This is a genomic window from Ruegeria sp. CDSB113 (assembly GCF_059611045.1).
Genome location: NZ_JBXWOU010000012.1, coordinates 77,371 through 90,360, shown reverse-complemented (window position 1 = coordinate 90,360; position 12,990 = coordinate 77,371). Strand labels below are relative to the sequence as shown.

The window sequence follows — 12,990 nt, the reverse complement described above, 5'->3', positions numbered from 1 at the left end:
ACGCTGGGGTCTAGTTGACGAGCATGCATGATCTGAGTTTTTTACTGGTCGAATAATTTTCGAACAGGTTACTTGAGCATGATCTCGTTAAAGGGCTGTCATTTCCCCAAGGATGCAGTTTTGTATGCTGTTTACTTCTAACTGCGATACACGGTGTCCTATCGTGACTTGGAAGAGATCATGGCTGAGCGCGGTGTGCGAGTTGACCATGCCACATTGAATAGGTGGGTTGTGAAATACTCGCCGATCGTCGCAGCTCGTGCGCAGTCAAAGAAGCGTCCAACACTGAGTTCGTGGCGCATGGACGAGACCTATATTCGTGTTCGCGGCAATTGGATGTACCTCTATCGGGCCGTCGACAAAGCTGGGAATACTCTTGATTTCATGCTGTCTGAGCGCAGGAACCGTCCAGCAGCAGCAAGGTTCTTTGGCAAAACGCTGGCTTCAAATGGAATCCCGAGCAAGATCGTCATCGACAAAAGTGGAGCCAACGCGGCGGGCATTCGAGAGGTGAACAGGATCCTGAAGCGGTTCGGTTGCCTAGCCAAAATCCAAACGGTCAGGTCCAAGTATTTGAATAACCTAATCGAACAGGATCATCGGTTTATCAAGCGTCGTGTACGGCATATGTGTGGGTTCAAATCGTTCAGATCCGCATCAGCCACTTTGGACGGCATCGAAGTCGCCAATATGATCCGGAAGCGGCAATTCTCAAGTGATACGACTTCCGGCTTTCAGCTATTCGCCGAGATCGCAGGATAGGTGTATCCAGTAAGTCGCTGACTTTGACCGTTCCAAATGTTTGCGACACATCCCCTGCGGATGATCTGGACGTGTCGCGGTTTGATGCCGCTCCTTTGATAGCATTTATTGCAGCAAAGGAGACGAACTATGGGATTGAAACGAACGGACGAGTTCCGCGCTGATGCGGTGCGGATCGCGCTGACGAGTGGACTGACACGCAAGCAGGTGGCATCTGATTTGGGCGTTGGTGTTTCGACACTGAACAAGTGGGTCACGGCGCATCGCGACACGGATGTTGTGTCCGACAAGGACCTTGATCTTGCCCGTGAGAATGAACGGCTTCGACGGGAGAACCGCATTCTCAAGGAGGAGAGGGAAATCTAAAAAAAAAGGCAACGCAGTTCTTCGCGAGCCAAAAGCCATGAGGTTCAGGTTCATCGAAGAACATCGTGACATTTTCTGCGCCAATCGGATGTGTGCCGTTTTGGATGTCAGTTCTCGCGGCCTGCGGGCCTATCGCAGCCGACCTGCCAGCCAAAGGCAGAGAAGCGATATGGTTGTTCTGGCCCATATCAAGGAACAATCCCGGCTCAGCCTGGGCAGCTATGGGCGGCCGAGAATGACGGAAGAGTTGAAAGAACTGGGCCTGAATGTCGGGCACCGCCGTGTCGGTCGGCTGATGCGAGAGAATGGCATCCGCGTCGAACGATCCAAGAGATACAAGGTGACGACCGACAGCAACCACGCTTTCAATATTGCGCCCAACCTGTTGAACCGGGACTTCCGCGCAGATCGCCCCAACCAGAAATGGGTCGGTGACATCAGCTATGTCTGGACCCGCGAAGGCTGGCTCTACCTCGCCGTGATCCTTGACCTACATTCCCGCCGGGTGATCGGCTGGGCGGTCAGCAACAGGATGAAGCGTGATCTGGCAATCCGGGCATTGAAGATGGCCGTGGCACTGCGGCAACCGCCCAAAGGATGCATTCATCACACGGATCGCGGCAGCCAATACTGTTCTCACGATTATCAGAAGCTCCTGCGACAGCATGGGTTCCAGGTATCGATGAGCGGCAAAGGCAATTGTTATGACAACGCCGCAGTTGAAACCTTCTTCAAAACCATCAAGGCTGAGCTGATCTGGCGGCAGTCCTGGCCAACGCGACGGGCCGCCGAGCTGGCCATCTTCCAATACATCAACGGCTTCTACAATCCGCGACGGAGGCACTCAGCCTTGGGCTGGAAAAGCCCGGTCGCCTTCGAACGGAACGTGGCCTAAAAGAGCACTTGGGGTGGCACGAAGGCGTGACAGGTCCATCTGTCATATCGGGTGGCGACGCGCCGCCAATCCTTCAGGCGTCCGAACATGATCTCAATGCGGTTGCGTCGTTTGTAGCGGCGCTTGTCGTATCGGACGGGCTTGTCGCGTGACTTTCGACCTGGGATGCAGGGCTTTATTCCCCTGTCATTAAGGGCTTCGCGGAACCAGTCGGCGTCATAGCCTCGATCTCCCAGCAGCCAGTCAGCCGATGGCAGACTGTTCACCAGAGCTCTGGCGCCCGTGTAATCGCTCACCTGCCCAGCGGATATGAAAAAACGGATAGGGCGTCCCAGACTGTCAGTAACAGCGTGCAGTTTCGTATTCATACCACCCTTGGTGCGCCCTATCAGCCTGCCACGCCCCCCTTTTTCAACCGCAGGCCGGAAGCCGTGCGGTGCGCTTTGAGGTATGTTGCGTCAATCATGATGGTCTTATGATCGGTTCCCTGCGCAGCCAACCCGTTCATGATCCGAGCGAACACACCCATATCGCTCCATCGTTTCCAGCGATTGTACAGTGTCTTTGGCGACCCATATTCGCGCGGCGCATCGGACCAACGTAACCCATTGCGATTGATGAAGATAATTCCACTCAAAACGCGTCGATCATCAACCCTCGGCTTACCATGGCTCTTTGGAAAGTAAGGCTGAAGCCGCGCTATCTGCTCGTCAGTCAACCAGAATAGATTGCTCATGTTATACCCCTGAAACTCACGGGTATGAATCACGCAGGCGGGATGACGGCAACCAAATTAATAGGTCCAGAACCTAGAGCCGAAGCGGGTTTTGCAGTGATCTCAGGCACCCTGCCCGCCTTACGCCCATAATTTGACATTTATGAGCACTACATTTGTTACGTCGGCAATTCATTATTATCACGATAAGTATCTCTTATCATGTTTCGTTGATTTTTCCCGGAAATGAGCTCAGAATGGACACATGAAGCCCCCTGCCGCATATCTCCCTGCCGTCTCCCCTGCCCTCTCCGCCACCGATCAGGAGGCGCTCACCGACCTCTATGTGCGCGGCACACCGGAAAACACGTTGCGTGCCTATGAACGGGATTTGATTTATGTCACCGCCTGGAAATCCGCGCGGTTCACAGCGACGCTGGACTGGCCGGAATCCGAGGCCACTGCGCTGGCCTTCATTCTCGATCACGCGCGCGATCTGAATGACGCACCGGAAACGGATGTGGCGCGCGAAACCGCAGAAGGGCTAATTGCTCAGGGGCTGCGCAAGTCCCTCGCCTGCCCTGCCCCATCAACGCTGGATCGGCGCATCGCCTCCTGGCTGGCGTTTCATCGGATGAAGAACCTGAACAGCCCCTTCGGCGCGCCCCAGGTGAAACAGGCCCGCGCCAAGGCCCGCCGCGCTGCAGCCCGCCCCCCTGCCCCGAAATCGGCCCATCCCATCACCCGCGATGTGCTCGAGCGGTTGTTGGCCACTTGTCGGGGGTCCCGGCGGGATTGCCGCGACCGCGCCATCCTGATGCTGGGCTGGGCCAGCGGTGGCCGCCGCCGGTCTGAGATCACCGGGCTGATGCGCGAGGATGTCTCGCTGAAAGAGTTTGATGCCAAGGGGGTGGTTTGGATTTCTCTGCTTGAGACCAAGACCACCGCCAAGGGCGAGACGCCACGGCTGGTGCTCAAGGGCCGCGCCGCACAGGCGCTGGTACATTGGATCGAGGTTGGGCAGATCACGGATGGAACGCTGTTTCGACCGGTCTCAAAAGCCGATCGGGTGTTGAAGCGCCGCCTGTCCCCGGATGCGATCTACCAGATCGTCAGACACCGATTGAAACTGGCGGGCCTGCCAGAGGGCTTCGCCTCGCCCCACGGGCTGCGCTCGGGCTTCCTGACCCAGGCCGCACTGGACGGCGCCCCGATCCAGGCCGCCATGCGCCTCTCCCTGCACCGCTCGATGGCCCAGGCGCAGAAATATTACGACGATGTGGACATCGCGGATAACCCAGCGACTGATCTATTGGGGTGAGCACATACTGACTACTTAAAGAATTCCCAGCTTGAGGGAAACTCCGGCTGCTGTGCCTATGTCTTGTTTCCTGTCGCATCCGTTAACGTGGCCAGCGCGGAAACATGTCGCGGCAGGTCGCAGCGGGAATGCAGGATATCAACTATGATCACCGCGTCCGGCTGATCCAGGTAGACTAGGAAGTGCTCTCCCGCCCGTACATATCTGAGATCATCGGCCTCCTCTACCAATATAGAACAGCTGCGGCTGGCCGCCCTTCCCTCCGTGATGGCCTGACAGCGCGCTATCAGTTCTTGTTCATAAAGATCGGCTTGATGCGGTCCAAACTTGTCGATTGTCCACCGCGCAATTTCCAGCAGGTTGGCTTCAGCACGGCGTGTCAGTCGAAAGGGTCTGGTCACGCTTTGGTTCGTGCCCTTGCAAAGGCACGACGGATCGCATCTGGACCGCCGCCTTCTGCCAAATCTCCTACCAGAGCCTGGGCTACGCCCTCCTGCAGGCCATGTCTGAGAGACACCAGTCCCACCTCTTCCCGCTCCAGAAGACGAAGACCGGCGCGCAACGCTTCACTGGCGTTCTGATAGCGACCAGATGCAACCAGATTCTGCACCAGTTGATCCTGAGATTCTGTTAGTACGACATTGCGGGTTACCATGGCATGAACCTCCTGATTGGCAATATATGCCAACGAAGACACTTGTTCAACAGTTGAGGATTCCACACCCGGCAATTTAATCAAACTATTCTTATTGCCGGCCTGACAGAGCAATCAGGTGCCTACCGCCGTGGCCGGGTTAACTATCACCCCTGCACTTTCGCACATTCCAAACACGGGGCCAACCTCCTTGCCCAGAACGCCGCCTATCCGATCACCGTCGAAATTCTCGAACAGTAGATGGTCACCTGCCAAGGTTCGCGCCGGGTCTGCCGTGACCGGACGATCCTGTTACTGGACTGACCTCGAATAGATGGCAGCGTTCGGTGTTCGGCGGGCTTTTTTTCGAGGGGAGGTGTCACTGCAGGAACTCACCGAGAATGACCTAATTTTGCTGTCGCCGCGGGTGGTCGAGACCACCCAAAAAGACAAGACTCCACGGTTGGTGCGCAAGGGCGGCGCAGCGAAGCCGTTGGTGCATTGGATCAAAGTGGGTCAGATCGAGGACAACCCCCTGTTTCACTCGGTCTCGAAATCTGGCTGGATGCGGAAACGCCGCCTCAACCTGGACGCCATCGCCAAGATCGTCAAACACCGACTGAAGGTGACAGGACTACGAAGGATTATACCTCACCGCATTGGCTGCGTTAGGGTTTCCTGACCCAAGCCGCGCTGGACGGCGCCCCGCCCTGGCAAGTCAGTGAACTTGCCGGCACATATCAAGAATCCCCGCCAATTCGGTTTTTGAGCGGCGTGAGGCTCAACACTCATTTGATTTAGTCATCTGCAACTTGAGCAAACTGAGCGCATTGCAGTAATTCTGACAGGATTTCGCTTGGCTATAAGGACAAAGTGGTCGACGTCAGGTAACCCTCTGAACTCGAACTTCGAAGCCAAACTTTTACTGTAACCATGCAGCCTCCAAGCGCCTCTTAAGTACCCAATGGAGACGTGAGTTAACAGCTGTTAACTTCAGAGCGCTTGTGCTGGCTTCGTAGCGACCCACAAGTTATTGATTTTTCTCTTGACATGAATCGGAATACGAGTGCCTAAATGTACTCAAGTTGCGCAACCTAACAAAAATGAGCAGGAAAACTGCAACTATGCTACAGACCACACCAATTGCTGCGACGACGCAGTCTCACGTTACACGTGAAATCTCTGATCGTCTACAAGTTGCACTGACGACCCACTTAACTCAGGCGTATTCTCCTGAGTTGTCAAAGACCCTCCGACTCTTCAGCGCGACAGAGGTTGCCGACCTGTTTGGCACAACCGGACAGTTCTTGCGAAAGGGCCATGCTGAGGGCTCTCTTCCAGAGCCGGAAGTCAACAAGAACGGCCGTCGCTTTTACTCCGGAGCCGAAATCAAAGCGATGCGCCAGATCCTTGAGGGCAGTTCCAGAAAACCAGGAAAGTACCTTCCCGGCCGTCGCGATGCCGACCAGCTTCAGGTTATTCAGCTCATGAACTTCAAGGGTGGTAGTGCAAAATCCACCTCAGCCATTCACCTTTGCCACTATCTTGCGCTTCAAGGATATCGCGTTCTGGCTATCGACCTAGACCCACAAGGCAGCTTGACCGGATTCTGCGGAATTCAGCCAGAAATCGAGTTTGAGGGGAATTCAATCTATGATGCTCTGCGCTACGAGGACCCGGTCCCGATGTCCGAGTGCATCCGGACCACTTACTTCCCTGGCTTGGATCTTTCCCCTGCCCAGTTGATCCTGTCAGAGTTTGAAACGGAAACCGCTGTCTACGCCCGAAAAGGCGTTCCCTTCTATAATCGACTTGCCAGCGCAATCGAAGAAGTCGAAGCAAACTATGATGTAATCATTGTCGATAGCCCTCCTTCATTGGGTTTCTTGACGCTGGCAGGATTGTTTGCGGCAACATCCGTGATCGTGCCGCTGACACCGAGCATGTTGGACGTGGCCTCCACGCAGCAGTTTCTTGAAATGACTTCGGCATACTTGGAAGAGTTTGAGAACTCCGGGATTCCGATTGTCCATGACAATTTCCGGTTCCTCATAACACGGGACGACCCCTCGGATACCCCATCACAGCAAATTGTAAGTCTGATGCGGGCGCTGTTTCAGGATCGGGTGATCGGAGCAACTGCGCTGCGAAGCACGGCGATTGCCGATGCCGCGATGCTGAAAATGACAATGTACGAAGTTGTTCGATCAGAAATGACACGGTCAACCTATGACCGCGCCCGATCAAGCATGGATGCCGTTGGGCACGAAGTCTCAAACATGATTCAAACCGCGTGGGGCCGTTGAAATGGCACTTAAACAAAACAAAACCAGCATGGCTGCAGCGATTGCGGCGGCAGCCGGAAACCCGCCCATTCCGCCTACGAAAACCGAGCGTGCCAATGCCGCGCTTCCACGAGGCACCATAGCTTCCGTCCGTGTTGGCGCCGGCGGAATCCAAGAAATCGATACCTCGCTCATATTGCCTTGGGGTCCAAAGGACAGGCTTGGAGTGGAGTTGACACCTGTTAACTCAAAAGCCGAGCCGAACGTCGATGCAGCTGTTCTAGAACTAGCCAAAAGCATCAATGAAGCAGGCGGCCAACAGGTTCCGGTCCTCTTGCGCCCTTCCGAAGAGGTAGATGGTCACTTCGAGGTTATTTACGGCCGTCGTCGCATCCTGGCCTGTCAGCATCTAAACCAGCCTGTACGCGCGCTGGTACGGACTCTCGATGACAAAGAGGCGCTTCAGGCGAAAGGTCTGGAGAACTCTTCCCGTGTTGATCTCAGTTATTATGAGAGGGCTCGGTTCGCCCGCGAAATTCTCAACCAGGGATATGACCGTTCGGAAGCGATCACAGCACTTGCGATATCCAAGAATACACTGTCGCAATTGGAGCGGATCACCAACGACATTCCTGACGATCTCGGGGATATGATTGGGCCGGCGCCAAAGTCTGGCCGCCCGAAATGGACTGCTCTCGCTGAAGCATTGCGAAAGAAGGCAATAACAACGGTTAGTGCAAAGAAAATTCTGGGAAAGCTCAACGCATCTGATTCTGACGATCGATTGAACGGGCTCTTAGGTAGCTTGACCCCTAAGAAAGAAGCGCAAGAAATCCGACCGGCACCCGACGTTGTTATTAAGACCAGCAATTCAGCGGTGAATATGACGATCAAAAGAGCAGGGGAAAATGAAGCCTACTCACGTTGGCTTTCGGTCAACCTTTCTCAAATTATTCAGGAATCCTACGAGCGCTTCAAAGAAAACGCCGAGGAGTAAGCGAGTTAACAACTGTTAACTCTACATGAGGCAACGAGCAAAGAGGAGAAAAGCAAAAAAGAAACCCCCGAAACCTAAGGCTCCGAGGGCTGAAAACCAACTAGTGGTTATAGATTTGACACCTAAACCCTAACAGCCCGCGAATCACGAGACAACAAAAAACGCCTCTGGGTGAACAGGTTTTCTTTGTCTGCTGACAAAAACTAATGAAAACACTACAAACATTGGCTCCAAATGGAGCAGCCATGTCGGAAACGGCAGGGCAGGGGACTTGTACGCCCAAAAAATGGATGCTTCTTCGGGCCGTTGAAGAGGCCAGAGAACCTCTTGGGGTAAAATCCACAACTCTCAATGTCCTGAGAGCGATGATTTCCTTTATGAGTGGGGATCAGATTTCTTCGGATCAGGATGATCATCATATCTGCTTCGCTTCCAACGTAGCGATCGCCAAACGAACTCATGTCAGCGTGCAGACTGTTGAACGCCATATCTCGGCGCTGGTTGAGCTTGGGCTTATCCGTCGCGTCATGAGCGCAAACGGTAAACGTTGGGCACGTCGGAACCGACAGGGCAGGGTGGTCACTGCAACTGGACTGTCCTTGATGCCTTTATCTGAACGGCACTCTGAGTTCATCCAGGAAGCCCAGAGGCACGCTGATCGAGTTCTCGAGTTCACTGTACTCCGCGACAAGGTATCGGCCGCTCTGGCGCGCCTCAGAGAGCTCGTGGCAGACGACACCGCGATCTCAGATTTGATGGCCACCGTGCGCAATGCTCTGCGTCGCAAACCAGAAGCAAATGTACTAGGCGAACTTCTGGCGGAGATCTCTGTGGAAATCTCCCAGATAAAAAAGGCAGACACAGAAAATTTGAGGGCCAATGACCATGAAAATGAGGGGCACAAAGAGGACTCTTTGAATCCGATAGTTAAGAAAGAAAAATATTCTCAGATTCAAGTTTCTCCAGATCAAATGGAGCGCAGTTTTCCACGTTTGTGTTCGGAACTTCGCTTTGCCCGGGATCAGTCACATTGTGACCGGCTTATGGACGATATCGCCGAGTACCTACGATTTGGTCAGACCTGGTATGCTATGAAATCGACATATGGCCCAGCTCTCCGTTTCATGGTGCTCGGATATATCTTTCAACGAGCTGAGAACATAAAATCTCACCAAGCCTATTTGATCTCACTGATCTCGAAAATCGATCGGGGAGATATGCAACCAACCGCATTGTTGACGCATAGTTCAAAAATCCGCGGAAGTGCAGGCCATGCCTATGATATCTCCTCACGCTCATGAGTTCAGAACAACAGGTGCAGTACATGCGATCGGTCTATTGTGAATTGAATGCCGATGTATTACATTGTACTACAATATGCAAACAGGTGATTGCGATGAGTACCAGCCCATATTCAATCCGTCTCGATGAAGACCTGAGAAAGACTCTGGAACGGGAAGCTGCGATCGAAGATCGACCGCCTGCACAACTCGCCGTACGGGCAATTAGAATGATGTTAGAATCCAAGGCTGCTAAACGTGCAGCCATTGATGCGGCTGTTGAAAAAGCAGACCAAGGCAAGTTCATCACGGCAGACGAAATGAATGCCTGGATAGACAGCTGGGATACCGAGAATGAACTTTCGGCTCCGGTAGCAAGCGGGCAACCCAATAGCCAATGAAGATTGTATTTCTCGAAGATACGGCCCGGGACATTCAATGGTTCCGTTACTACTACACGTCAGTTTTTCCTGAAGGCAGCGAAAGGGCACGAGCTCAGCTCAAAGCCATTCAGCTTACTCTTGCAGCTAACCCTTATGCAGGTCACCCGAGTGACACACGCCGAGACATACGGGAGCTTTCAGTGCCGCGAACCCCATTCACGCTGATCTATCGTGTAATGCCCACCCAGATAGAAATTCTGCGTCTCTGGGATACTCGGCAGGGCGCGAATTACTGAAACCAGGAGGTTGGCATCAAGCGGGCAGGGTAGGGGCGGGCAAGCAACCGAACCTACTCTGCTGTTCGATCGCTAGATTCTGAACAAAGGGCGTATTTTGTTGAAAAACTCTTCCTTGATCGACGCATGAACTGCTGATCCATGCAACACGGTCGTTCACTACTACTTTCTCTTTGCGGTTTCTTTTCTGGAAGCCAGCTTTCCGACTTCAATGATGAACGTCAAAGCTGTTACGGCAAACCCGAGGATCGCAGTCATTGCAAGCAAAACTGGATCACGCAGTGCGCGCGCAACCCAAGTCGGTTTGATATGTGCATCACGCGTTCCATAACTTTTTACGCTGAAACGGGGCTGAGCCTGACCAAAGCCACTTGAAACTACAATCCCAAATCCACGCGCGTCCTGTTCGAGGACAGTTGCGACAAAGCCTGTCACCAATACGGCCTCAGATGCCTGACTATTAATTTCTTTGTGGCTAAACGTGACTTCGTCACCACGGTACAACGTTCCTGAAATCACGGGCGTGGGGTCTGCGTCCGAATTGCCCCAAGGACGGTATTGATGAAGAAAACGCTCGCGGACTTCGTAGCGGCCTTCGATAAGATAGGCGTCTGCACCCGATCCTGCTTCCTGACCAATTGTAACGTTACCTGCAAACTCCAAAAGAGCGACTTCTTTCCAAGCTTCAGCATCAACCCAAAGCAACGAGCCAGGTTCCCATTGATGTGTAGCGTTCAACCGAATAATCGATGGCGGAATCGTCGTAAGGCTTTCGGCTTCGGGAAGGCGGCGCAACAGAATGCTGCCGCCTGGTTCTGCCTTCAAACTCAACCGTACACCGGCCGGAATACGAATTTCGGCTTGTTCTATTTTCGAAATCTCATACAGCCCTGGATTACATCCCCGTTCTGTCCATGATGCGGCTTGCCTCAAATCTTTGTTTGGTCCGAGGTTTTGACAAAGCGTCAATGTAGGTAGCTTCCAGACCGTATCTGGCCCAGCGGTGGTAATTTGCGCGCCAAGTGTTCTCGCTTCAACCAAGTTTATCTGGCCTAATGGAATCGAATAGCTAGTAACAACGAGAGCAGGAACGCCAACAAGGGCAACTAGAAAAGGCAACCGACTTCGAAAACTCCGGAGTAGCGACAAAAGGCGCCGCAGAACTAGGCGCCCGCTTACGCCACCGGTTACTTCGTTACTCATTCCCATCCAACAACGTTGATCGAAACTGCAGGATCAATACTTGCTCCCCGTATTCGATAAAGCGTAACGCGCGCTCCGCCAATTACATCTGTTGTTCTCAGAGGGCAGCTGTAGTCGAATGCAGCACGCTCTCCTCCTGCTCTGGGAAGGCAGTCCACTTGCTTCTCGTTGTTTACGATCAGAAAGGCTGCATCTGCTCGGAAAGAATTGACATAGATCGAAACAACATCCCCCAAAGCACTCGTTTCGTCCGCGCGCCAGGTTGCAACTGCGACATCAGTCAATGCGGGGCCTGTACTGCATGGAAAGGTCAGCACCGCAACTTCTGCATCTGAGTAGTTCCTGAGTTCCTTTTTTTCTGACACGTAGTCCATTAGCGTCATCGGACTTACACCAACTTCACTGGATCGGTAGCGGGCATTCCCCGAATATCGTCCATCTTCGGTCGTAACCCTGACGCAGACTTCCTCCGGCCTGCTTCCTGGAGGCAAGGCGGCCAGAATTGTGCCAGCTGCTATCTGTGTCTCCGGTTCGTGTTTCTGTCGGACCAAACCGACAAACACCGCCTCGGCCGTAACGCGCGGCTCCGAAAGAATCTCGTCGTCTAGATCCAAAAGCTCTAGCCTGTCAGCCGCTGACAAAGGCATGGCGCAAACGGCAATTGCAGAACCAATGACTATCGCTCTAAAGTTGACCATAAATCAGTACCTTCAAATTTACTCTTCCGACTATAATCGATTGGGAATTCCGTGTTAACCTTTCGTACTCTAATGTTGCTCTTTTTGTGCCCCAGCGTCCTGATAGCCCAGCCGGTTGCGTTGAAGGAGGGTCTTGGTCAGGGTCTACTATTGCGGCACAGTGGAAATTGCTACGTCATCTTCCCTTCGCATGTTCATGAAACAGGTCCTGTTTTGAATCTATTTACGCCGTCCCCTCAGGCGGGGGGCATCGCGACAGTCTATTTTCGACGAACAGAGCCTGATATTGCAGTCGGAGTCGTAAGCGGCAGCGCTCGGGAACGTTGCACCGAGTCTCTAAGCATACTTCCTCGCGATAGCTCACGCCTACTAAGCCAATCGCGACGAGCCACCTTAGAGCGTGTCAACCCGCAAGGAGGCTTGGAGCGTTTAGCAATGCGGATAGAGCGAATTGCGTGGATGGCGGCAACTGAAGGAGAAAAGAGCGGGCTGTATCAGTACATCTTTGCGTCGACAGATGAGGCAGCTGGCGAAACCAGAGAAGTCTATCAAGGCACGAGCGGGTCCATCCTTTACATTGAAGATTCTCCGGTTGCGATGGTCGTTACTGCACCGGATGCGAAAACAGTTCGCGCGTTGCGGATTGAAGAAATTTCTGTTCCTTTGGCCCGCTGGCTAGCGAGCGGGAGCTTCGGAGCTTTGAAAGAAGACACGGAAGCGGCCCCGGTATTGAGCGGAATGCCATTCATGGTAACAGAATGGGCCGGTAGGCTCGCCGATGAAAAACTTCTCCCTACCGGCATGTCTACCGGAACCGGACCATTTCGAGCATACCCGTCAAACGGCGCAGCTTCCTTTGTTATGGAACTGACCGACAGCGATCCAATTGGTGTACGCGAACTGGTTCTAACTGGCCCAGCTTCTGGCTCTGAGTTTGCCGTGCCAAAGAAAATCGCCATCGATGTGGATCGATCACGCAAAGGGCCAGCGGATTTCAAGCTGTTTACAACAGTTGAAATGACCCAAGATGGCCCGATTTCAGTCAAGATGAATACACTGGCGCGCAGGATCCGAGTTCGTATCCTGTCGGCGTGGAGCGCAGGCCAACCCATTGAGCTTTCGGGCGCACGCTTGGTTGCTCCCGATTGAACGCAT

14 protein-coding genes and 1 pseudogene are annotated in these 12,990 nt (G+C 53.5%); 10 read left to right on the top strand and 5 right to left on the bottom strand.

From position 1 onward, the window contains the following. The first annotated feature begins 78 nt into the window (after positions 1-78). Positions 79-762, top strand: a pseudogene (locus AC2FIS_RS18320) (IS6 family transposase). Positions 763-891: 129 nt separating this feature from the next. After that, a protein-coding gene (locus tag AC2FIS_RS18315) for an IS3 family transposase (RefSeq protein ID WP_496774809.1) occupies positions 892-2,023 on the top strand; the annotation gives its coding sequence in 2 pieces (ribosomal slippage) (positions 892-1,125 and positions 1,127-2,023; 1,131 coding nt in all). On the opposite strand, the gene AC2FIS_RS18310 is transcribed toward AC2FIS_RS18315, so the two are convergent. Next, a protein-coding gene (locus tag AC2FIS_RS18310) for an IS5 family transposase (RefSeq protein ID WP_496774808.1) occupies positions 2,020-2,759 on the bottom strand; the annotation gives its coding sequence in 2 pieces (ribosomal slippage) (positions 2,020-2,438 and positions 2,438-2,759; 741 coding nt in all). The two genes, AC2FIS_RS18315 and AC2FIS_RS18310, sit on opposite strands and share 4 nt — an antisense overlap. Positions 2,760-3,003: 244 nt before the next feature. Between AC2FIS_RS18310 and AC2FIS_RS18305 the strand changes: the two genes are divergently transcribed. Further along, a complete protein-coding gene (locus tag AC2FIS_RS18305) occupies positions 3,004-4,059 on the top strand; it encodes a tyrosine-type recombinase/integrase (RefSeq protein ID WP_496774807.1) in 1,056 nt (351 codons plus the stop codon). A gap of 56 nt (positions 4,060-4,115) precedes the next feature. Here the strand turns inward: AC2FIS_RS18305 and AC2FIS_RS18300 are convergent, their stop codons facing one another. Together AC2FIS_RS18300 and AC2FIS_RS18295 are read right to left on the bottom strand one after the other, a co-directional pair. Further along, positions 4,116-4,460, bottom strand: a complete 345-nt coding sequence (locus AC2FIS_RS18300) for a type II toxin-antitoxin system RelE/ParE family toxin (protein ID WP_496774806.1) — start codon at positions 4,458-4,460, stop codon at positions 4,116-4,118. Beyond that, positions 4,457-4,714 carry a type II toxin-antitoxin system ParD family antitoxin gene (locus AC2FIS_RS18295; RefSeq protein ID WP_496774805.1) on the bottom strand — a complete coding sequence of 86 codons (258 nt, stop codon included), beginning with the start codon at positions 4,712-4,714 and terminating at the stop codon, positions 4,457-4,459. Before AC2FIS_RS18295 ends, AC2FIS_RS18300 begins: the two co-directional genes overlap by 4 nt. A gap of 355 nt (positions 4,715-5,069) precedes the next feature. On the opposite strand from AC2FIS_RS18295, the gene AC2FIS_RS18290 reads away from it, so the two are divergent. The 6 genes from AC2FIS_RS18290 to AC2FIS_RS18265 all read left to right on the top strand — a co-directional run bounded on the left by AC2FIS_RS18290 (position 5,070) and on the right by AC2FIS_RS18265 (position 9,934). Then, the gene (locus AC2FIS_RS18290; protein WP_496774804.1) at positions 5,070-5,375 is read left to right on the top strand and encodes a hypothetical protein; all 306 of its coding nucleotides are present in this window, start codon (positions 5,070-5,072) and stop codon (positions 5,373-5,375) included. Between the two features lie 421 nt (positions 5,376-5,796). Then, positions 5,797-6,999: a plasmid partitioning protein RepA gene (repA, locus tag AC2FIS_RS18285; RefSeq protein WP_496774803.1), complete on the top strand. Its 1,203-nt coding sequence runs from the start codon at positions 5,797-5,799 to the stop codon at positions 6,997-6,999. 1 nt (position 7,000) lies between these two features. After that, positions 7,001-7,975, top strand: a complete 975-nt coding sequence (gene repB, locus AC2FIS_RS18280) for a plasmid partitioning protein RepB (protein WP_496774802.1) — start codon at positions 7,001-7,003, stop codon at positions 7,973-7,975. A 206-nt stretch (positions 7,976-8,181) separates the two neighbouring features. Then, positions 8,182-9,276 (top strand): helix-turn-helix domain-containing protein, encoded by a 1,095-nt coding sequence (locus AC2FIS_RS18275; RefSeq protein WP_496774801.1) that lies wholly within the window; start codon positions 8,182-8,184, stop codon positions 9,274-9,276. Continuing rightward, entirely contained in the window at positions 9,273-9,656 is a 384-nt protein-coding gene (locus tag AC2FIS_RS18270; protein ID WP_496774800.1) for a CopG family ribbon-helix-helix protein, read from the top strand. Before AC2FIS_RS18275 ends, AC2FIS_RS18270 begins: the two co-directional genes overlap by 4 nt. Next, positions 9,653-9,934 carry a type II toxin-antitoxin system RelE/ParE family toxin gene (locus tag AC2FIS_RS18265; protein ID WP_496774799.1) on the top strand — a complete coding sequence of 94 codons (282 nt, stop codon included), beginning with the start codon at positions 9,653-9,655 and terminating at the stop codon, positions 9,932-9,934. The genes AC2FIS_RS18270 and AC2FIS_RS18265 overlap by 4 nt, the downstream gene beginning before the upstream one ends. Positions 9,935-10,096: 162 nt before the next feature. Here AC2FIS_RS18265 and AC2FIS_RS18260 read toward each other — a convergent pair whose 3' ends face one another. Both AC2FIS_RS18260 and AC2FIS_RS18255 read right to left on the bottom strand, forming a co-directional pair. Then, positions 10,097-11,053 carry a hypothetical protein gene (locus AC2FIS_RS18260; RefSeq protein ID WP_496774798.1) on the bottom strand — a complete coding sequence of 319 codons (957 nt, stop codon included), beginning with the start codon at positions 11,051-11,053 and terminating at the stop codon, positions 10,097-10,099. 80 nt (positions 11,054-11,133) lie between these two features. Then, positions 11,134-11,835, bottom strand: coding sequence for a hypothetical protein (locus AC2FIS_RS18255; protein ID WP_496774797.1), 702 nt, complete (start codon positions 11,833-11,835; stop codon positions 11,134-11,136). Between the two features lie 435 nt (positions 11,836-12,270). On the opposite strand from AC2FIS_RS18255, the gene AC2FIS_RS18250 reads away from it, so the two are divergent. After that, positions 12,271-12,984: a hypothetical protein gene (locus tag AC2FIS_RS18250; protein WP_496774796.1), complete on the top strand. Its 714-nt coding sequence runs from the start codon at positions 12,271-12,273 to the stop codon at positions 12,982-12,984. Positions 12,985-12,990 lie beyond the last annotated feature (6 nt).